The 20,638-nt window shown below is 60.4% G+C and carries 19 protein-coding genes and 1 tRNA gene; 5 read left to right on the top strand and 15 right to left on the bottom strand.

Translation table 11 applies throughout. From position 1 onward, the window contains the following. Positions 1 to 400: 400 nt before the first annotated feature. A tRNA-Pro gene (locus ASG68_RS10390) sits at positions 401 to 474 on the bottom strand. A gap of 277 nt (positions 475 to 751) precedes the next feature. Between ASG68_RS10390 and ASG68_RS10395 the strand changes: the two genes are divergently transcribed. Beyond that, on the top strand, positions 752 to 1,444 hold the full coding sequence (locus ASG68_RS10395; RefSeq protein ID WP_062576344.1) for a hypothetical protein: 693 nt from the start codon (positions 752 to 754) through the stop codon (positions 1,442 to 1,444). A 61-nt stretch (positions 1,445 to 1,505) separates the two neighbouring features. Here ASG68_RS10395 and ASG68_RS10400 read toward each other — a convergent pair whose 3' ends face one another. The 5 genes from ASG68_RS10400 to ASG68_RS10420 form a co-directional block, all read right to left on the bottom strand. Then, complete coding sequence (locus ASG68_RS10400) at positions 1,506 to 2,672, bottom strand: glycosyltransferase (protein WP_062576345.1); 1,167 nt, start codon at positions 2,670 to 2,672, stop codon at positions 1,506 to 1,508. Positions 2,673 to 2,732: 60 nt separating this feature from the next. Continuing rightward, entirely contained in the window at positions 2,733 to 4,004 is a 1,272-nt protein-coding gene (locus ASG68_RS10405; protein WP_062576346.1) for an O-antigen ligase family protein, read from the bottom strand. Further along, a complete protein-coding gene (locus ASG68_RS10410; RefSeq protein WP_062576347.1) occupies positions 4,001 to 5,563 on the bottom strand; it encodes an undecaprenyl-phosphate glucose phosphotransferase in 1,563 nt (520 codons plus the stop codon). Before ASG68_RS10410 ends, ASG68_RS10405 begins: the two co-directional genes overlap by 4 nt. A gap of 80 nt (positions 5,564 to 5,643) precedes the next feature. Next, the gene (locus tag ASG68_RS10415) at positions 5,644 to 6,795 is read right to left on the bottom strand and encodes a glycosyltransferase family 4 protein (RefSeq protein WP_062576348.1); all 1,152 of its coding nucleotides are present in this window, start codon (positions 6,793 to 6,795) and stop codon (positions 5,644 to 5,646) included. Between the two features lie 5 nt (positions 6,796 to 6,800). Beyond that, positions 6,801 to 7,370, bottom strand: coding sequence for a polysaccharide biosynthesis/export family protein (locus ASG68_RS10420; RefSeq protein ID WP_062576349.1), 570 nt, complete (start codon positions 7,368 to 7,370; stop codon positions 6,801 to 6,803). Between the two features lie 214 nt (positions 7,371 to 7,584). Here ASG68_RS10420 and ASG68_RS10425 point away from each other — a divergent pair, with 214 nt between their 5' ends. Next, the gene (locus tag ASG68_RS10425; RefSeq protein ID WP_062576350.1) at positions 7,585 to 9,717 is read left to right on the top strand and encodes a GumC family protein; all 2,133 of its coding nucleotides are present in this window, start codon (positions 7,585 to 7,587) and stop codon (positions 9,715 to 9,717) included. 12 nt (positions 9,718 to 9,729) lie between these two features. Here the strand turns inward: ASG68_RS10425 and ASG68_RS10430 are convergent, their stop codons facing one another. From ASG68_RS10430 to ASG68_RS10440, 3 genes are all read right to left on the bottom strand, one after another. Then, positions 9,730 to 10,998, bottom strand: a complete 1,269-nt coding sequence (locus tag ASG68_RS10430) for a GNAT family N-acetyltransferase (RefSeq protein WP_062576351.1) — start codon at positions 10,996 to 10,998, stop codon at positions 9,730 to 9,732. A 138-nt stretch (positions 10,999 to 11,136) separates the two neighbouring features. Next, a complete protein-coding gene (locus ASG68_RS10435; protein WP_062576352.1) occupies positions 11,137 to 11,880 on the bottom strand; it encodes a metallophosphoesterase family protein in 744 nt (247 codons plus the stop codon). 15 nt (positions 11,881 to 11,895) lie between these two features. After that, entirely contained in the window at positions 11,896 to 12,108 is a 213-nt protein-coding gene (locus ASG68_RS10440; protein ID WP_062576353.1) for a DUF2842 domain-containing protein, read from the bottom strand. Positions 12,109 to 12,289: 181 nt separating this feature from the next. Here ASG68_RS10440 and ASG68_RS10445 point away from each other — a divergent pair, with 181 nt between their 5' ends. Further along, the gene (locus tag ASG68_RS10445; RefSeq protein WP_062576662.1) at positions 12,290 to 13,393 is read left to right on the top strand and encodes a COX15/CtaA family protein; all 1,104 of its coding nucleotides are present in this window, start codon (positions 12,290 to 12,292) and stop codon (positions 13,391 to 13,393) included. On the opposite strand, the gene ASG68_RS10450 is transcribed toward ASG68_RS10445, so the two are convergent. Beyond that, the gene (locus ASG68_RS10450) at positions 13,394 to 14,278 is read right to left on the bottom strand and encodes an aminoglycoside phosphotransferase family protein (protein WP_062576354.1); all 885 of its coding nucleotides are present in this window, start codon (positions 14,276 to 14,278) and stop codon (positions 13,394 to 13,396) included. It abuts the gene before it with no gap. Next, entirely contained in the window at positions 14,275 to 15,207 is a 933-nt protein-coding gene (argC, locus tag ASG68_RS10455; RefSeq protein WP_062576355.1) for an N-acetyl-gamma-glutamyl-phosphate reductase, read from the bottom strand. Before argC ends, ASG68_RS10450 begins: the two co-directional genes overlap by 4 nt. A gap of 294 nt (positions 15,208 to 15,501) precedes the next feature. On the opposite strand from argC, the gene ASG68_RS10460 reads away from it, so the two are divergent. Further along, on the top strand, positions 15,502 to 17,190 hold the full coding sequence (locus ASG68_RS10460) for a sulfatase-like hydrolase/transferase (protein ID WP_162243587.1): 1,689 nt from the start codon (positions 15,502 to 15,504) through the stop codon (positions 17,188 to 17,190). A 9-nt stretch (positions 17,191 to 17,199) separates the two neighbouring features. Here ASG68_RS10460 and speB read toward each other — a convergent pair whose 3' ends face one another. Both speB and ASG68_RS10470 read right to left on the bottom strand, forming a co-directional pair. Further along, a complete protein-coding gene (gene speB, locus ASG68_RS10465) occupies positions 17,200 to 18,168 on the bottom strand; it encodes an agmatinase (RefSeq protein ID WP_062576356.1) in 969 nt (322 codons plus the stop codon). A 92-nt stretch (positions 18,169 to 18,260) separates the two neighbouring features. Continuing rightward, positions 18,261 to 19,106: a phenylalanine 4-monooxygenase gene (locus ASG68_RS10470; RefSeq protein WP_082478457.1), complete on the bottom strand. Its 846-nt coding sequence runs from the start codon at positions 19,104 to 19,106 to the stop codon at positions 18,261 to 18,263. Positions 19,107 to 19,170: 64 nt separating this feature from the next. Between ASG68_RS10470 and ASG68_RS10475 the strand changes: the two genes are divergently transcribed. Further along, positions 19,171 to 19,632 (top strand): Lrp/AsnC family transcriptional regulator, encoded by a 462-nt coding sequence (locus ASG68_RS10475; protein WP_062576357.1) that lies wholly within the window; start codon positions 19,171 to 19,173, stop codon positions 19,630 to 19,632. Between the two features lie 61 nt (positions 19,633 to 19,693). Here ASG68_RS10475 and rpsI read toward each other — a convergent pair whose 3' ends face one another. Continuing rightward, entirely contained in the window at positions 19,694 to 20,161 is a 468-nt protein-coding gene (gene rpsI, locus ASG68_RS10480) for a 30S ribosomal protein S9 (protein WP_062576358.1), read from the bottom strand. A gap of 2 nt (positions 20,162 to 20,163) precedes the next feature. Further along, complete coding sequence (gene rplM / locus ASG68_RS10485; protein WP_062576359.1) at positions 20,164 to 20,628, bottom strand: 50S ribosomal protein L13; 465 nt, start codon at positions 20,626 to 20,628, stop codon at positions 20,164 to 20,166. Positions 20,629 to 20,638: the final 10 nt, after the last annotated feature.

The following is a 20,638-nucleotide window of genomic DNA, read 5'->3' on the forward strand; positions in this document are numbered from 1 at the left end:
CCTTTAGCCGCGACGCCATTCCGCCAGATAAAGAAGGCCGGGAAACGAGCGGTGATTTTCAACCGCGGCCGAAAAAATGACAGAACAAACGATGAACTTTTTTCGCGCTGAGGAGGCTAAAGCCGAAGAGAGAAACGGGCGGGCGCGAACGCCCGACTTCTCTTTTCGTTCGAGTTCAAGCCGTCCCTGCACTAGCGGAAATCATGCTTGTGCCGGCTTGAAGTCGAAGAAGGCGGAATGCGAGCAAGCTCGCATACTCTTTGCTTCGTTAGAAAAGGAAGTGTTCAAGTGTTCAGATGAGAGCCGCAGACACTAACGACAAAACAACCGTTGGCTCCGGCAAGCAAGACGGGCATTATATCGGGCGAACCCTAAGTGATTGATATCACAGAGAAAAACGTCGGAGTGGCGGGATTCGAACCCACGACCCCTTGACCCCCAGTCAAGTGCGCTACCGGGCTGCGCTACACTCCGTACGACGTTTTTGTTCGAGCTGTGAACACAAGCCATGACCCCGTATAACGAACCCACGACCCCTTGACCCCCAGTCAAGTGCGCTACCGGGCTGCGCTACACTCCGAACCGACGAAAGCCGTATATAAACAGGACTTGGCGCGCAAGCCCTGTTTTCAGAAAAGGCGATAATTCCGGTGAAAAATCCAGTGGGCCAAAAGTTGGATTTTCGGGATATTTAAAGTTTTCGGCAATTCCTTGGCCCGATAATGCGCTGGCAAAATCGAGGACCGAGACGATGGCGAAAACGACAGCCAGGAAACCCCGCAAGCGGCGTGCAAGTGCCAAGCAGGCCAAGGACGGCATGTGGCAATGGTATCTGGCTGGCGTCCTGTCGGTCGGTGCTGTGGTCGCGTATGACAACCGCGCCGAGATCATGCCGATGGCGACACCGTTCTACACCGCATCGATCGCGAAGGTTCATCCCGCAGAAAAGCGCGAGAAGGCCGCTGAACATCGTGTTGAAAGAAACGCGGAAAAGTCTGTTCGAAAGGTGATTGAAGCCGATGTCGATCATCCGGTGCCGGCGCTTGCGCTGCCGATGCCCGACAGCCGGCCGGTCGAACAGGCGGCCTTGGATCAGACGCCGCGCAGGTCCGGAAGCTTCGTCTTCTGCACCGAGACCTTCGAAAACTGCGTCGTCGATGGTGGCACATTCTGGTACGGCCGGAAAAAAGTCGAGATCGCCGATATCCTCGCGCCGCGCATCAAGCAGGCCAAGTGCGACAACGAGCGCAAGGTGGGCTCGCTGGCAAAACGGCGGCTCTGGGAAATCCTCAATGCCGGTGACGTTCATCTGGCTGGTGGAGACGGCGCTGGAGCCCGTGTGATGGTCGCCAACGGTCAATCCGCCGGCGCGGTGCTGGTTTCGGAGGGGCTGGCGTTTCCGAAGTCCGAAGGCAAGCGGGGCTGGTGCACGCAGCAGGGGTGAGACGAAACAGAATGCCTAATCGACGAACTGCCGGGGCTCTTTCCACGCGGCAGTGGAAGCGTCAGATCCTCTTCGCCAGCCGGTAATAGACGGCTTCGGTCTTTTCGATCATCGTCTCCACCGAGAAACTTGCCATCTTTTCCTGGGCCGCCGCGCGCATGGCGCGGTATCTGTCCGGATCAGCGCTTTCCACCATCGCATTCGCCAATTTTGCACTGTCGCCATCATTGGCGACGATCAGGCCGTTTCCATCTTGGTCAATGACGGTCGATGCACCGCCGACATCGGTTGAGATCATCGGCTTTCCGGCCGCCGCCGCTTCCAGCATCACGTAGGACATCGCCTCGTAGCGGCTGGGCATGACCAGCATGTCGAACGCAGGCACGGCCTGCGAGCCGGTGAAGGCCGAGGTCAGGCGGATGCGATTCTGCAGACCGCTTTCGGCAATTGCCTTCCGCACCTCCGGCTCTAGTTCACCCGAACCGACCATGATCATCTGCGTGTCGGGCAGGCGGGAGGCGGCATTGCGGAAGGCTTCGATCAAACGTTCCGGCGCCTTCTGGTGCGACAGGCGGCCGATGAAGCCGAAGACGAAGGTATCCGGCGAAATGCCGAAACTCGCGCGCACGGTGCTGGCCATGTCGAGCGGGGGCGGCGAGACGCCATTGACGATGACGGACAGCCGCGTCTCGGGCATGCCAAGCGACAGGGCATGAGCATGCTCGTCCTCGGAGACACAGATCAGGTAGTCAGTAAACAGGCGCGCAAGGATGACCTCGATGAGGCCATAGACAAGGCGTCCGCCCTTGCCGAGCGTCGGGTCCATCGTGCGGAACGCATGGGGCGTGTAAACGCGTGGGACATGGCGGCCGGGCAGGTAAGGGCGGGAGAGCGCGCCTGCCTTGGAACTGTGTCCATGGACGATGTCGAATGGCTGGCTACCCTTGATGATCTGCCGCAGCGCCCTGAACGCCGCAATGTCGGACGGCCCCGGCGCACGCTTCATGGCGATGGAATGAACGGCAGACAGATCGAGCGATTTCAGTTCGCGGATAAAGCCATCCTCGGCCCTGACCGGTGAATAGACCGCCTCGACGTGATGTCCCCGCTGCTTCAGCCCGCGGCAGAGATCGAGAAAGTGCCGGCCGGAACCACCGCCGCTTGGTTCGAGCACCTGCAGGATGCGCAGGCCGCCATTCTCGCCAAGGGTCAAGGGAGTGATGCTCATATGGAAAAATCCGCCGCTTCGCTCGAAAGTCGATCCGCGCTCACTTCTAGCGTGCGGACGTTAACGCGCCGTTGGCGAGGGTGGCAAGCCGTGTGATCCGCTGATGCGGATCGAGCGCCTGTGGCGATATTCCAGGGCGCCACAGCCCCAGACGATGCCGAGCAGAAGGAAGAAATGCCGCCAGTGGTCGGTATCGATGACATTGCCGATGGCGGTATGGCCGATCAGCACGATCCAGGAGATCATCAGATAGGGTTGCCACGGCCGGTCCAGCAGCAGGAAGCGGAAGCCCATCGTAATCGTCCAGATGATCAGCGTGACATAGGACACGAAGCCGAGCCAGCCGTAGGAGGTCAGGCTTTTCAGCCAGATATTGTGCTCGTCCTCGGGAAAGATCTGGCTGAACACCATCGGCCCGATGCCGAGTGGTTTTTCCATCGACATCAGGAAACCGATCTTGTGTCGATCGAAACGTCCGAGATGGCCGCCGTCATATTCCTGGACAAGCTGTGTACGGTTGGAAAACAGGTCGGAGACCTGGGGGATCTGAAGGGCGATGACGAGGGCGACGACCATGGCGATTGCTCCACTTAGCGCGATCACCAGGATTTTCAGCCGGAAGGCCCCGGTCCGCTCCTTCAGCAGCATCACGAGCACGAGCGCGCAGGCGCAGAACAGGTAGAGTGCCCATGCCGCGCGCGAGAAGGACAGGAACAGTCCCAGTGCCATGATCAGGATCGCGACTGCCTTGATCGGTGCGGTTGTGATGCGCTCGGTCAGGAGGCGGTACATCAGGTAGAGCGACGGCGCGACGAGGAACGGTCCGAACACGTTGGGGTCCTGGAACGCGCCTTTGGCTCGGTCGTAGAGCGTGAAGGCCTCGCCGCCGGGGATGGCGCCGAAATAGCCGAGAATGCCGAGCAGCGAGGTGATGACGCCGGCCCAGACCCATGCATTGAAGATCAGCGTCAACCGATCCTGCCGGGCTTCGATAATCGCGGCATAGAAAACGGACGACATGGCGAGAAAGCCCGATACCGCCATGTACATAGGGCCTGTTCCCAGGTCATGCATGACGGTCAAGGACAGGATGCCGCCGGTCATGAAGAGGATGAGGAGGGCCAGAAGCGGTGCCACTGCGCGGGAGATTTTCAGGCCGAAAATGAACCAGATCCCGATCAGGCCGGCGATGAAGACCTCATAGGGCGCCGGTTCGGAGATGACGAAGCCCGACAGGAAAACGCCAAACGTCACCATCGCCGAGCCGAGGATGGCCAAGGCGGCAAGCTGCGGCCGGAAAACCGCCGCCGGCGTGGCCTCGACAGCACTCAATAGGCATTCTCCGTATTGAGCAGCCGGATCGGTGTCAGGAAGAGGATTTTCAAGTCCAGCCAGAGCGACCAGTTTTCGATGTAGTAGAGGTCGAAGGCGGTCCGGAACTTGATCTTTTCGTCATTGTCGATCTCGCCGCGCCAGCCGTTGATCTGCGCCCAACCGGTAACACCGGGCTTGACACGGTGGCGGGCGAAATAGCCTTCGACGACATCCGAATAGGTGCGATCGGCGGTCTGTGCGAGGACTGCGTGCGGACGGGGGCCGACGAGTGAGAGTTGTCCGCGGAGCACGTTGAAGATCTGCGGCAGTTCGTCGATCGACGACTTGCGCAGGAAACGGCCGACCGGGGTGACGCGTGGATCGCCTTTGGTGACCGCGTTACGCGCCGTCGGGTCGCTCATGTTGGTGTACATGGAGCGGAACTTGTAGACGTCGATCTGCTCGTTGTTGAAGCCATGGCGCTTCTGCTTGAAGATGATCGGGCCGGGCGAGGTGACCTTGACGGCAATCGCCGCGCCGATGAACACGGGCCACAGCATCACAAGCGCGACGATGCTGAAGAAGATATCGAAGATGCGCTTGGCAACCGAATCCCAGTCGGCGATCGGCTTGTCGAAGATGTCGAGCATCGGTACCTGGCCAACATGCGAATAGCTGCGCGGCCGGAACCGCAGATTGTTGGCGTGGGCAGCCAGGCGGATATCGGCCGGCAGGATCCAGAGCTTCTTCAAGAGTTGGAGAATGCGCTTCTCCGCCGACAACGGCAGGGCGATGATCAGCATGTCGATCCGGGTCAGGCGCGCGAAGTCAACGAGTTCGGCGACCGTGCCGAGCTTCGGATATCCGGCGATGATGCCTGGCGAACGCCGCTCGTCACGATCGTCGAAAATGCCGCAGATGCGGATGTCGTTGTCGGTCTGCTGTTCGAGCGAACGGATCAGGTCCTTGGCGGGCTGGCCACCGCCGACGATGACGGCGCGACGCTCCATGGTGCCGTTGCGTGCCCAGCGGCGGATCGAAAAGGCGATGAAGGCGCGTTCGGCGATCAGGAAGGCGGCGCCGAGGACATACCAGAGCGTGAAGGAGAAGCGCGAGAACGTGCCGCCGACCTTCATCAGGAACAGGACGAGCGCCATGGAGGCGAAGGCAAGTGTCCAGCAGCCAATCAGCCGGGGCAGGGCGCGCGCGGCCGAACGCAGGGTCGGAACCTGGTAACCATCGCACAATTGCAGAAACGCCACCGTCAGGACCGAACCGCCGGCGATCAGGGCACAATAACCCAGCCAGTCCTCAAGTTTCGGCTGGACGTAGATCATGTGGATGGCATAGCCGATGGCAAACAGCGCGGCGAATTCCATGAGCCGCATCAGGCCGATAATCATGGCCGGTGAATAGGTGTCGGTACGGAACTGGGACGCGATGGTGCGGGCCAACGGATTGAGTTCGCGGGTCGACCCTGTGTCCGCCTTTTCGCCTGGCGCGATGGTCCGAATCTCGGAAATTTTCTTCCTGAGCGCTTCGGTGTCGAAAGTTTCCGGTTTGTCGATCTGGTTCATGATATCCGCCCGGCCGTTTGAGTCCCTTCGGGATAACAGAAAGGCACTAAGAAACGCTTACGAGCGGCACGCACCATTTCCTACGGGCGGGCCGATTCCGGTACAATGTCGTGATAGAGCCGGGTAATGCCGTCTGCCATCGTCGATGTCGAGAATTTGGCTTTGAACCCTGCGGCTTCGGGCATGACGCGGGCGGCCCAGTTCGGATCGGTGAGCGCATTTGTCATGGCCGTGGCAAGTGCAGCGGCATCGTCGGGGGGTACCAGCGCGGGGTTTTCTGCGCCCAGCACTTCGGGAATCCCGCCGACCCGGGAAGCAATGACCGGTTTGCGTCCAGCGAGCGCTTCCAGCACGATATAGGGCATCGATTCGGCACGCGAGGGAACAACGACATTGCGCGTGAAGGAGAAGGCGTCGCGCGCCTTCATCGCCGGCAGCATCTCGATGCGGCGTCCGAGACCGCGCTCCAGCATCATCTGTTCGTACTCGGCCTTCTGTGGTCCGTCACCGATCATCATGGCCGACAAGGGCCGGCCGACGATTCGCTCGGTCTTGGCAAAGGCGTCGATGAAGAGGTCCGGTCCCTTCAAATCGCGCAACATGCCGATATAGAGAAAATCGACGGCGTCCGGCCTCGCATGGACCATTTCGAAGTCGCGGTCATTGATGCCGTTGTAGATGCGCTCGCTACGGGTGCGCGGCTTACCCACCTTGGCGATATAAGTGTCGCGCTCGAAGTCGCAGACGAAGACGATCGCGTCGGTGAAGATTTCCTGAAAACGCTCCAGCACGAAGACCATCTTTCCTGAGAAGGTCTTCCTGTCATAGTGCAGGCTGCCGCCATGCGGCGAATAGATGCGGGCAACGCAATACCTGTTCACCCGCAAGGCTGAGCCGATGATCCGGGACAGGACGCCTCCCTTGGCGCCGTGTCCATGCAGGATATCCGGCCGCAAACTTCTGATTTCCTTGTAGCTCCTGTACAGTGCCGCCGCATCCGCGATGCCGATGGAACGGCGGATCGGGAGGCGGACGAGACCCAGCGACAGAAACGGCCTGATCTCGTCGAAAAGCTTGTCTTCGTAGTCTCCACCGGTCGTGCTGTCACAGAGGATGCCGACCTGGTGCCCCACCTTCGCCTGCGCTTCCGCCAGGTCGCGCACATGGCGGAAAATCCCGCCAACGGGCGACCGGAAGCAATGAATAATGCGCAACGGGCGGGGATCCGGCATGACTGTCAGAACAGTCGTTCGCGGACGTAAATCGTGTCACCTGCCATGATCGGATCGGAAATCGAAACGCGCCCGGTGATGGTGCGCCCGTTGATCTTGCGCGTGACATCGACATTTGCCTGATTGGCGCGCGGTGAATAGCCGCCGGCAACGGCAATGGCGTTCTGCACAGTCATGCCCGGTACATAGGAATACTGTCCGGCCTGGCCGACTTCACCCATGATGAAGACCGAGCGATAGCGATCGACTTCGATCGTCACATCGGGGTCACGCAGATAGCCCTGGCGCAACTTGCTGGCGATCATCGTTTCCATCTCGGGCAGCGTATGGCCTCGCGACGGTACGGCGCCGATCAGAGGGAAGGCGACATAGCCGGCCTGGTCCACCGTATAGCTGCCGCTGAGGCCCGCCTGTTCGAAGACGTTGATCCGCAGCCGGTCGCCGCTGTCGATACGGTAGGGCTGGATCGTCGCTTCGCTGAATGCCTTCGGTGCCGGCTGATAACTGGTGCACCCCGACAGGGCGAGGCACAGGGTTGCCAGGGCAAGGCCTGCTTTCAATCGTGCGGACGTCATTGGGCTCTCACGCTCCGGAAACCAAGTTCATGGTCTGATGTTATCAATCTGTTAGGGTTAATAGGCGGTAAAGGGCAGAACCGATTTTCACCTGTCGGACGCGTTCGGCGCGATTTTTCCCTGAAGCTTTAGGTTTCGGCAACTGTCCGCATTAACCCTTGCGTTACCATGTTTGTTTACGGTGGCGCGAATTGTGCAGGTTCGGAGTAAGCGCATGTCTGGCGTCAGCGGCGGTCATCAGGATGTAGATATCGATCTCGGCGGGCTTTTCCGCGCCATCTGGCGTCGGCGGGGCAGGGTGCTGATGGCGACCGTCGTCTTTGCCGGCCTTGCTTTCACCGGTGCCAACCTGATGTCCCCGCAATACCAATCGGAAACGCGGCTCCTCATCGAATCGCGCCAGCCCGCCTACAGTGGCGCCAATCAATCGACACCGCAGACCACGGACAGTCCTTTCGATGAATCCGGCATTTCCAGCCAGGTACAGGTTCTCCGCTCGGTCGATCTGATCAAGCAGGTTGCCCGTGAAATGAAGCTGTACGAATTGCCCGAGTTCGATCCGACCGCGAACCCGTCGGCCATTTCCGATGTTCTCGTCATGCTGGGCATCAAGAAGAACCCACTGGACCTGCCACCGGAAGAGCGGGTCCTCAAGGAGTTCGAGGAGAAGCTGCAGGTCTATCAGGTCGAAAAGTCCCGCGTCATTGCCATCCAGTTCACCTCCAAGGACCCGAAGCTGGCGGCCGCCATCCCCAACGAGATGGCCAAGGTTTTCCAGTCGCTCCAAAGCGGCGCCAAGCTCGATTCCAACTCGGAAGCAAGTCGCTGGCTGGAGCCCGAGATCGCCAATCTGCGCGAAAAGGTGCGCGATGCCGAGGCAAAGGTCGCCGATTATCGCGCATCCTCCGATCTGCTGCTGACCGGCGAAACTGGCGGCACCTTCGCGACGAAGCAGTTGAATGACATTTCGACCGAACTCGCCCGCGTACGTGGCGAGCGCGCCAATGCCGACGCGCGTGCCGAAGGCGTGCGCACCGCGCTGGCGAACGGAAGGGCTGTCGATACCTTGAATGACGTCGTTGCATCGCCGATGATCCAGCGGTTGAAGGAAACGGAATCGAATGTCCAGGCGCAGGTCGCAGACCTGTCGACGACATTGCTCGACGGCCATCCGCGGCTGAAGGCATTGAAGGCACAGTTGCAGGGTATCCGCACCCAGATCGTCAGCGAAACGAAGAAGATTCTCGGCAGCCTGGAAAATGAAGCCAATGTCGCGCAACTGCGCGAGAAGCAATTGATCGGTCAACTGAACACGCTGAAGGCAAGTTCGGCAAAGGCCGGCGAAGATGAAGTCGGTCTGCGCGCCCTCGAGCGCGAAGCGGTTGCACAACGTCAATTGCTGGAAACCTATCTGGCCCGCTACCGTGAGGCGACGTCGCGCAGCGGCGCGGATGCGGCCCCGGCGGATGCGCGCGTTATTTCGCGGGCCGTCGAGCCCACCGAGGCACAATTTCCAAAGGTCGTGCCGATCACAATCGTTGCAGCCTTTGCGAGCTTCCTTGTCAGCTGTGTCGTGATCATGCTTTCTGAGTTGTTCAGCGGTCGCGCCTTGCGTCCGGTCGGCGTGGAGCATGAGACTGTCGTGGAAGAGGAAAAGCAAAAGCGCGCAGCGGCGCCCTTGCGGGAACAACCGGTTCCGGCGACCGAGCGCGTGGCCGTTGCGCCGCAGGTTGCACCGGCGGATATCACCGACGACGATTTCTCGATCCAGTCCGTCGCCGAACATGTGTGCGGCGATGACGTCCGCGTCGCGATCTCGGTATCCCCCGCCGGTGACAAGGGCTCGATGCATACGGTCATGCTGGCGCGGCTGGTTGCGGAGCAGGGGCGCAAGATCGCCGTGATTGATCTCACCGGCTCTGCCTACCCGACCCGGCTGATGGCGCAATCGGCCGGTCTTGCCGGCATCACCAACCTGCTCGTCGGCGAAGTTCCGTTTACGGAAACCATCCATTCCGACCGTCTGTCGGACGCCCACATCATCCCGCAGGGCGACGCCGATGCGGCTCTCGCCATGCGTGGCATCGAGCGCCTGCAGATGATCATAGACGCCCTGACGAATGCCTATGACACGGTGCTGGTCGAGTGCGGTCCGGCCGATGTCGAGGCGATCAAGAGGGTATACCGGTCACAGGATGCGGAAATCATCATCTCCGCCCCGTCCGTCGACAATGAGGCCATCATCGACCTCATCACCGGTTTCGGCGAGGCGGGGTTCACCAATATCGTGCTGATGACGGGGACGGGCTATCCGAAATCCGGCGACTCAGGCCGTCGGGCGGCCTGAACGAGACCATTTTTACTCGCCGTCCGATTCCGTTGAGGGTTGCATTCCCGGCGCCTGTCGTTGTTGGCGCAGACGTTGCAGAAAGGCATAGGCCCGCTTGTTCTTCTTGATGGCCGCCTTGGCGCGGACGACGGCATGATGCGTGCCCGCGGCTAAGCGGCCCCGGAGCGTCAACGGCAGCACGATATCGCGCTGAATGGTCTCCATCGTGCACCAGGATCGCTTGTAGGCCTGGTCACCGATGCCGAAGTCGAACAACTTGACGCCATCCGCATTGAGCTTCTGGATCATCAGATAGAACAGCAGTTCACCCGGGCTGCTGTCGGCGGCGATCTCTTCATCGATCGAGCCGAACTGGCAGATGACGTGGTCACCCTTGCGTGACAGGCCGGCAATGGCGATGACGCGGCCTTCATGCTCGCCCTTCAACCGAATGGCGTTGAGTTGCAGCGGTTCGCCGCCATGTCCCGGCCCGAGCGCCGCAAGCGCATGGAAGAAGGCTTGCGTTTCGCTGTCCTGGAAAACATTCGGTAGACCGAGCGCTTTGAACCGCACCGCCTTCTGCTCGAAAAACAGGTCGAGAAGCTGGCGCCGCTCTTCATCGGTTGTGGCTACGATGTGTTCGTATCCACCGAGAGCCTCCAGACGCTTCTCCGAAACACGGAATTTCTTGCGCCGCCGCTTGGCGTTGATCTGCGCAAGCGTCGCCTCGAAACTGTCGAGAAGCGGAAGTTGGAACGATGAGTTCTGGTTGCGAACAGCGGGAAGGGATGCCAGCGGATGGCGGATGCCGCGCCAGTCGAACGGCATCTTTTCCAGGGTGACGATATCGGCGACGCGCGACAGCTTGGCCGAAAGGTCGGCGATCAGCGTTGCGGCGAGCTTCTTGCAGGCGATCGGATCGAAATCGGCGGCAAAAATGCCGGTGTTCATATTGCTGTGCGGCGAGCCAAGGAACCGAGCGGTGCGGAAGAACCGGCCACGCACCAGTTCCAGCGGCAGGATGAAGACGGTCCGCTGGTCGATGCTGCCGCGGACGAGAAGCACCTGATTGTCATGGGTCGCGGCCCAGGCCTTGCACCAATCGAAGCCCTGATGCAGCGAGGTGGCACTGGAGTTTTCCAGCATACGCCAGTCGGCTTCGAGGGCTTCCATGCTGACATGGACGGACAGCTTGAGGTCATGGGTGACGACGATGTCCTGCGCCTTGTCGCGACGCGCATGCCAGACGCGGCGGCGAGCCTCGTTCACGGGCATCATGTTGAAGTCCACGTCCGTCATGTTCGCCTGGATTTCCGGATTATGCTGACAATCGCATCTATCCCGAACATGCCCTTACTTTCATTTAAATTGGACACGCTCGCGGGGGCTTCCGGCCGATTTCGGCAAATTCGGTTACCGAAAGGATAAAGTCGGGCGTCAGTCGGTAACCCATCCGCTGGCAAGCGCATTCGCCCATTCCCGGTCGCCGCGGACGCGGGCTAGGCGGGACATTGCCATATGGTCGTAGGGGAGGCGTCGGAAGGTCACGTCCCATAGGTCGCCGGCCTTCGACAGGATGGCATAGGATGCATCCGGCGAACCGGTTTCGACCTTGTGGAATACGGGCGCATCATCGTCATAGCCGGGGCACCCGACGCTGCCGGGATTGACAATCAACCGACCATCGGACAGCCGGACGGCGCGGGGAATATGGGTGTGGCCGCAAAGGGTGACGGGATAGTTCAGTCCCTCTGCAAAACCTTCGATGCGCACGCGTGACGACATGTGCAGGACGCCTTCCGGCGTCAGGTCTTCCAGCCAGTAGATCAGGTCATCCGCCGGCGTGCCATGGCAGAGAAAGAGTTCTCCGTGATGGACGAGGGTTGGCGGCAGCGTGCGCAGCCATTCGAGGTGATGGGGTTGCAATTCGCTGTGGGCGGCGCGGTCCCATTGACCCATCTCCGCAGGTTGGCGACTGATGAGCCAGCGATCGTGATTGCCCCGGATCGATGGGAAATTCCGGGCCATGAGCAGGTCCGCGGTCCGGGCGGCATTCAGGGGCCCGCTTAGATGATCGCCGAGGTTGACCACATCGTCGATCCCCTGCGCGTCGATGTCGGAGAGAACGGCTTCAAGCGCGAGGTCGTTGCCGTGGATATCGGCGATCACTGCGATTTTCATGTGTGTTCCCTTGGCTCAGCGCGGCTTGGCAGGCTTTTCCATCCACTTGATGATGAGCATGGCGGGAAGAACCCACAGGAGGCCGGTGAAGAAGAAATAGAGAAGATGCACCCACCACGGCGAGGCACCCAGCAACAAAGATGCGAAGGTGGTGGCGACCAGGGCATAGATAATCACGAGGATGACGATCAGGACGGTGCCAATGAGTTTTCTGAGGCGTACGGGCATTACGGTCTTTCCGGTTAGTGGTTTTCGTCTTGCTGGCGCTTGGCCGCGACGGCATGCCGCAAAGGGGTAAGCCTTGTTTTGCATGGCACTCTCGTGCAAATCAACGATTTTGACGCCCCCACCTTGAGGCAAATTGCCTTTGACGGTGTGGCGCGCGCTTTTGAAGACGACGGAGGCCATGATGGCGAGTATGGATTTGACGCGGGAGAAGCAGTTGCAGGGCGGGATCGACACGGTCAGCCGCAATCGAACCCATGTCAGGATCTGGCTTGGTCTTGTCGTGCTGGCGCTCTTCGCACTCGTGCTTGTGGGCGGTGCGACGCGGCTCACCGAATCCGGCCTCTCGATCACCCAGTGGAAGCCGATCCACGGCGTCATTCCGCCGCTGAACGACGCGGAATGGCAGGAAGAATTCGAGCTTTACAAGCAGATCCCGCAATATGAGCAGCTCAACCAGGGCATGACGGTCGAGGGTTTCAAGGCAATCTTCTGGTGGGAATGGGCGCACCGTCTGCTCGCCCGTTCCATCGGCCTGATCTTCGCGCTGCCGCTCGCCTGGTTCTGGATCCGTGGCCAGATCGAGCCGAAGCTGAAGCTTCCCCTGATCGGCATTCTCGCGCTGGGTGGCTTCCAGGGCTTCATCGGCTGGTGGATGGTTTCGTCCGGTCTCACGGAGCGCACCGAGGTCAGTCAGTATCGTCTAGCGACGCATCTCGTCATTGCCTGTCTGATCTTCATGTCCTGTATCTGGATCGGGCGGGGTCTGGCCCCGCACGCGCATGATGCGGCGCCGACCGCGCGCTCGCGAAAAATGGCGGCGATCATTGCCTGCATGGCTTTGTTCCAGATCTACCTCGGGGCATTGGTCGCCGGTCTCGATGCCGGCCTGAGCTACAACACCTGGCCGCTGATGGACGGCTCCATCGTGCCGGGCGATCTGTTCATCCAGCAGCCCTTCTGGATCAATCTGTTCGAGAATCCGAAGACGGTGCAGTTCGTCCACCGCATCGGGGCCTATGTGATCTTTGCCTTCGTGCTGATGCATATGATCGCCTCGCTGCGGGCGGCGCCGGATACGACCCATGCGCGTCGCTCCGTCGTGCTGTTCGTGCTTGTGACGATCCAGGCATTGATCGGCATCACGACGCTGATCCTGCAGGTGCCGGTCGGCTGGGGCGTGGCGCATCAGGGCGGTGCACTGGTCGTGCTGGGCTTTGCCGTTGCGCACTGGCGCGCCTTCGTCGGCGAATATCCGCGCGAAACCGAGATTGTCGAACCCAGCTGATCAGGCGTCGAAGCGTCCGTCTTCAAGCATCGTTTTGAGAAGGCCGAGCAGATCGCGGGCTTCCCCGGCGAAGAAGCGGTCGCTTTCGGATGTCTCGTCCTCCATGTACCAGCACATGGAAAGGGCGGTGTGGGCAGCCGCATATTCGGCGATCTTGCGCTGTGGGCAGGCAAGCAAATCGGCAAAGAAGTCAGCGAAGAAGGCGATGCGTTCGGGATCGAGAATATCCGCGCGTGCGCCGAGCGGATTACCGAAGACATTGGCCACCTCATAGGCGGGGTCGCCGATCACACCATGCGGATCAATCGCCAGCCAGCCGCGCGGACCACCTGAGACGATGTTTCCATGATGTAAATCACCATGCAGTGGACGCACGGAAGCCTGTGTGGCGAGAAGCTGTGTGGCAAGCGCCGATGACCAGTGGAGGAGGCCACTGAGCATTGAGCCGCTGCTCTCCTGATTCGTGCGCTCGAACAGGGATTTGAAGCGACGCTCCAGCGAGATCAGTTCGGATGGTGGCGGCTGTTTGCTAGAGAGATGCAGTTGCGAGATCACTTCGCAGAAGACAGGTGCGCAGGCCCGGTCTCCGGCGCGCGTGCGGTGGTCTTCGAGCGTGATCGTACCGGCGTCTTCCAGAAGGCAGGCGTGTCCGTGCTGGTCGAGCAACCGTGTCGCGCCGGAGCCATTTCGCCAGCGCAGGAGGGCGATACCCGGCAGTTCCTCCATGCCTTCCGGCTTCAGCACTTTTACTATGGCGCCGGCAAGGCCATGACGCGTCACCCGGTAAACATGGCTGGAGCGGGTGTCGGCGATCAGTTCCGCCGTTTCGATCGACCAGACATGCCGTAACTCGGCCGACAGGCCCGGTAATGTCTGATCCATCATGCCGATAGCATCAGATCCATGTTCTGGACGGCGGCGCCGGAGGCGCCCTTGCCGAGATTGTCGAGCAGGGCGACGAGATTGACCTGTTCGCCGCCGGCCGATCCGAAGACGAAGAGCTTCATCGTGTCCTTGCCCGCCAGTTCGACAGCATCGACGCGCGGAGCCTTGGTGCTCTCGTCGAGGGGCACGACGGTCACGATCGACTGTCCGGCGTAATGCGCAGCGAGGGCAGCATGGATGCTTTCCAGCGTCGCACCACCGTTCAACTGGTCGAGGAACAGCGGCACCTGGACGATCATGCCCTGCGGGAAGCGGCCAACCGAGGGCGAGAAGATCGGTGCGCGATCGAGCAGGCCGTGGATCTGCATTTCCGGTACGTGCTTGTGCTTGAGCGTCAGGCCGTAGAGGAAATGCGGGGAACTGATCGCATCCGGACTCTGCGGGTCTTCCATCTGCGCGATCATCTGCTTGCCGCCGCCGGTATAGCCGGAGACCGCATTGACCGTCACCGGATAGCCTTCCGGCAGGATGCCTGCCTGACGCAAAGGCCGGATCAAACCGATGGCGCCAGTCGGATAGCAGCCGGGATTGGCGACCAGACGCGCGTCGCGGATCTTGCCGGCCTGTGCAGTGTCCATTTCGGCAAAACCATAGGCCCAGTCCGGCGCGATGCGGTACGCCGTCGAGGTGTCGATGATGCGCACCTTGTTGTTGCCCTCCAGCATGCCGACCGCTTGCTTTGAGGCGTCGTCGGGCAGGCACAGGATAGCGATATCGGCGCTGTTGAGCAGATCTTCACGGATCGAGGCGTTGCGGCGTTCCGCTTCCGGAATGGAGAGCAATTCCACGTCCGAGCGTCCGGCCATGCGGGTGCGAATCTGCAGCCCCGTCGTACCGTGTTCGCCATCGATGAAGATCTTCGGTTTCATGGGCCTATTCCGCTTTTTCAATGACTTGGGGCGATTTCCGGACTCTGTTTCCGATCACCCTGATTCAATATCTCAACTGCATTTTGCTGACACACGCCGAGGCGCGGGTGGATGCCCAGAGCATATATACTTTGACTGCAGTCATCGCAATGACCGCGGGGCGGCCGCATGCCTCCGTCACCGAATCTTAACCATGTGCGTTAACGGCACTTTAAGGTTTCCGGCCCCGCGCCTTGTATTCGAGGGGGGCGGGTGGGATTTTGTCATGAAAGTTTCATGATTGGAGATGGTGCGATGAGAGGGATTTTGAAGAGAGGGGTGACTTTGCTGGCGCATCCGGTTCTCGCATTTCTGCTTTTCTGCGCGACGCTTCATATCCTGCATCATTTCGATACGCGCTGGGCCTTCGTGCCGTTCCTTGTCATGATCATGGCGGCAATCGCCACGCTTCTTTTTGTTGTGTCCCGGCGCCCCGTCTTTTCCGCATACGCAGCCGCGACGATCGTCCTCCTCATAGCCGCCATGTCCGAGGCGAAATTTCAGTTGAAGGGCTTTTCGCTGCATGTGTTCGACCTTGCGTTCACAGGGCTTGATGCATCGGCCATCCGGTTCCTGGCCGGCTCCTATTCCTATCTGCTGGTTGCCGCGCTGGCGGCGCTCGGCGCGGTCGGCCTGTTCTTTGGGGTGCTCTTCAAAGGGGACCGCGCCCGCTCGACGCCATGGTGGCTGAAAACCGGTCTGGTCGCGGGAGCCACATCGGCCGCGGTCGCCTTGTATCCAAACAAGCCAGGCGAGCCGAACTACACGCATTATATTTCGGGCTATAACGCGTCCTCCTTCTTCGTTTCGCTCGGGGATCTGCATTTGCCGTTCGGCAAGATCACGCTCGTCGATGTGGTCGAGGCAGCCCCGACGGTGGGACGCATGACCAACGAGGTTTCCTGTGGCGACGCGGCATCCCGTCCCGACGTGTTCTTCGTGCTGTCGGAAAGCCATACCGATCCGGCGAACTTCCCGCAGGTAACCGTTCCGGAGGCGATGTCAAAAGCCTATCAGTCGGACGACGGCAAGGTGCATCCGATGTATGTCGAGACATTCGGCGGGGGAACCTGGGTCACCAATTTCTCCGTCATGACCGGCCTTTCCGGCTCCGATTTCGGCTGGCAGAGCCCTTATGTCACGCAGATGATGGAACGCCGTGTTGAGGCGAGCTTTCCGCAACTCCTGGCGCGCTGCGGCTATCGCACGGTCGCCATCATGCCGATGGATTTCTCCTTTGTGAATGAAGGTGCGTTCCTGACATCGCTCGGCTTCGAGGAGGTCGTTGATTATCGCGACATGGCACCGAAGGATCACTTTGTCCGCGACAAGTTCTATTTCGACGTGGCGGAGAAGTTGATCCGCGAACACCGCAGTACCGATCCACGCCCCCTGTTCGTGGCGCTGCAGACGATGTTTCCGCATGGCCCCTACGATCGCTCTCTGGTGAGTGCCGAGGAATTGCCGGAACAGCCGCGGTATGCCGAGGATGCCGAGGCCAATGAATATTTGCGCCGGATGGCCGTGGCAAAACTGGATTTCCAGGCCTTTCTCAAGGAACGGCAGACGACGCCCGGTGGGGCGGGATCCGTCGTGGTCGAATACGGTGACCATCAGGCGACCGCGACGAAACTTTATCTGCCGGCACAAAAGGATGGTCGCAACATCTTCGCCGACCTCCATTCTCCAGCCTACCGGACATATTTCTCCGTGCATGGCTATGGCCGGACAATCGACATGAAGCCGCTCTCCCTGCCGATGGACGTGGGCTTTCTGTCCGCGAGCGTGATCGAGGCCGCAGGATTGCCGACCTCGCCGATGTTCCGCTCACTGGCCGAACTGCGCGACGCCTGCAGTGGGCGCTACCACGAGTGCCACGACCGCGAGAAGGTGGATGCGCATCTGAAGCAGAGATCCGACGCTGGCCTGCTCCATCTTTACTGAACGTCCAGCTTACTGGCCGCCCGCCGGTTCACGTTCCGCCAGTTCCTCTGCGTGCAGACCCAGCATGTACATGGCAACCGTTGCACCGGCGATGGCCGTGATGTCGGCATGGTCGTAGGCAGGGGCGACCTCGACGACATCCGCACCCTTGATCCTCAAGGCGCCCAGCTTGCGCAGGACGGAGAGGATCTTGGCACTCGAGGGGCCACCGGCCACCGGTGTTCCCGTTCCGGGTGCATAGGCGGGGTCGAGGCAGTCGATATCGAACGTGACATAGGCGGGCCGATCGCCGACATGGTGGAGGATGGTGTCGGCGATCTCGGCCGCGCTCATGTCCTCGACATCATAGCCATAGAGGATACGGATGCCGCAATCCTCTGGCGCATGGGTGCGAATGCCGACTTGGATGGAAGCGGCGGTATCGATGAGGCCTTCGCGCGCGGCGCGGCCAACGAAGGAGCCGTGGTCGATCCGGCCTTTTTCATCCGCCCAGGTGTCCTGATGCGCGTCGAACTGGACAAGCGCCAGCGGACCATGGATCGCCGCATGGGCGCGCAGCAGGGGCAGGGTGACGAAGTGATCACCGCCGAGCGTGAACAGGAAGGCGCCGCTTTTCAGGATTTTCGCCGCTTCGCGCTCGATCGTCGCCGGAGTCTTGCCGTGATTGCCGTAGTCGAGCAGGCAGTCGCCATAATCGATCGTTGCCATATGGGCGAACAGGTCGCGCTCGAACGGATATTGCGGATCGTTGTCGAAGATCGCAGACGCCCGGCGGATCGCTTGTGGTCCGAAGCGTGCGCCCGGGCGGTTCGAGGTCGCGGCATCGAAGGGGATGCCCCAGACGACGGCATCAACGCCCTTCAGGTTCTTGGTATATTTCCGCCGCATGAAGGAAAGCACGCCCGCATGTGTCGGGTCGGTCGCAGCGCTTTTCAGCGAGGTTGCGGTGATCGCGTGATCTATCGTCTTGTTGGCCATGACCTGTCTCGTCTGTTGTGTCGGCAGACGTTGGACAATCGGCAGACGGAAGGCAAGACCCCGCCGGCTGAGACGAATGGATAATCGAGGCGTCAGGAGGCCTTTGCCTCGAATGCGGGAGCAAAGTCTCCGAGTGATTTTGCCTTGAGTATCAGACCTTCGATGTCCTGTTCGACGATCGCCTCGAGATCGGCGAAGCTGTCGATGACATAGTAGATCGGCTGCACGATATCGATGCGATAGGGGGTTCTGAGCACGCTGAGCAGGTCGAAGGGGCGGAACTCACATTCCGTACCGGCCATCGCAGCCTTCGCCTCACTGGGCGAGGAGACGATCCCGGCGCCGAAGCAGCGCTGGCCCTCAGGCGTGTTGATCAGGCCGAACTCCACCGTGAACCAGAAGATGCGGAAGAGGTGCCAGGAATAGCCCTTGCCAAGGCGGACGGCGGTTTCGCCGAAGTGGCGGACGAAGTTGGCGTAAGACTGGTTGGTCAGCAGCGGGCAGTGGCCGAACACCTCATGGAAGAGGTCCGGCTCTTCGATATAGTCGATATGTTCGCGCCGCCGCAGGAAGGTGGCGAGCGGAAACTTGCCTTGGCTCAGCAGTTCATAGAAGCGTGAGGGAGGGATGAGCGCGGGCACGCCTTCGACGCCGAAGCCGGTGGTCTCGTGCAAGCGGCGATCGACATCGAGCAGCTGCGGCACCTTGTTGGCATTAAGCCCAAGGGACTCGACGCCATCCAGATATTCGCGACAGGCCATGGTGGCGAGCAACGCGATCTGACGCCGGTAGAGTTCGCCCCAGATTGCATCCTCCTCCGCGGTGTAGGGGTAGATTCCATTCGGGTCGGGTAGTTTTGCCGTGTAGCTGCTTTCCTTGGTCATGCCTTCCTCCGCGCGCATATCGGTTCGGTAATTATGCTCCCGGTTTGTCGGAATTTTCTTCCTTTCATCACTGCAGGGATCATAATCCTGAGAGGATTTTCCAGATCTGGCGGATAAAATGAAAGAAACCGGGAATTTTCAACGCAAGCTGCTGCAGCTCTTGCAGGCGGATGGCAGTCTTTCTCTCAGCGAACTCGCGGATAAAGCCGGCATGTCTCAGAGTTCGGCCTGGCGGAAGATCCAGGAACTCGAAGCGGATGGAGTGATCCGCAAGCGTGTGACGCTTTTGGACCCCGGCAAGCTCGATCTCAAACTGTGCGTCATCGCCCATGTGACGCTGGAGGATCATCATGAGGAGGCTGTGGCCTCATTTGCCTCGGTGGTGCTGGAGCGGCCTGAGATCATGGAATGCTATGCGCTCTCAGGCGCGTTCGATTACATGCTGAAGATCAGGGCCAGTGATGTCGAAAGCTATGAGGCCTTCATGACGCGCTATCTGATGCGCAATCCGCATGTGCGCACGGTCGTGTCGAGCTTCGTGTTGCGCGAGCTAAAATTCTCGACGGAATTGCCGTTGTGATGCACCAAAAGAAAAAGGCGGGACAAAGCCCGCCTTTTCCAAATCGAAATTCCTGAAACGATTAACGCTTCGAGAACTGGAACGAACGGCGGGCCTTGGCCTTACCGTACTTCTTACGCTCGACGACGCGCGAGTCGCGGGTCAGGAAGCCACCCTTCTTCAGGACCGAGCGCAGGCCCGGTTCGAAGTAGGTGAGAGCCTTCGAGATACCGTGACGAACGGCACCGGCCTGGCCGGAGAGACCGCCGCCGGCAACCGTGGCGTCGATGTCGAACTGGCCATCACGGGCAGCAGCGACGATCGGCTGGCGCAGGATCATCTGCAGGACCGGACGGGCGAAGTAGGTCGCGAATTCGCGGCCGTTGATCGTGATCTTGCCGGAGCCCGGCTTGACCCAGACGCGGGCAACGGCGTTCTTGCGCTTGCCGGTCGCGTAGGAGCGGCCCTGGGCGTCGACCTTCTTGACGCGAGCCGGAGCCTGAGCTTCCGCAGTCGTGCCAAGGTCTTTCAGAGAAGAGAGATCAGCCACGATTAGGCGCTCCTTACGTTCTTGCTGTTCAGCTTGGCGACGTCGAGGACGGTCGGCTGCTGTGCTTCATGCGGATGGTTGGTGCCGGCGTATACGCGCAGGTTCTTCATCTGGCGACGGCCCAGCGGACCACGCGGAACCATGCGCTCGACAGCCTTCTCGAGAACGCGCTCCGGGAAGCGGCCTTCGATGATCTGACGTGCAGTACGTTCCTTGATGCCGCCCGGGTAACCGGTGTGCCAGTAATACTTCTTGTCGGTGTACTTTTTGCCGGTGAGGACAGCCTTCTCGGCGTTGATAACGATGACGTTGTCGCCATCATCAACGTGAGGGGTGAAGGTGGCCTTATGCTTGCCGCGCAGGATGTTGGCGATGATGGAAGCGACGCGACCAACAACGAGGCCTTCGGCGTCGATGAGGATCCACTTCTTCTCCACCTCTGCAGGCTTCTGAACGAAGGTTGACATGTTGAAACTC

The organism is Rhizobium sp. Leaf453 (assembly GCF_001425605.1).
GTDB lineage: Bacteria > Pseudomonadota > Alphaproteobacteria > Rhizobiales > Rhizobiaceae > Pararhizobium.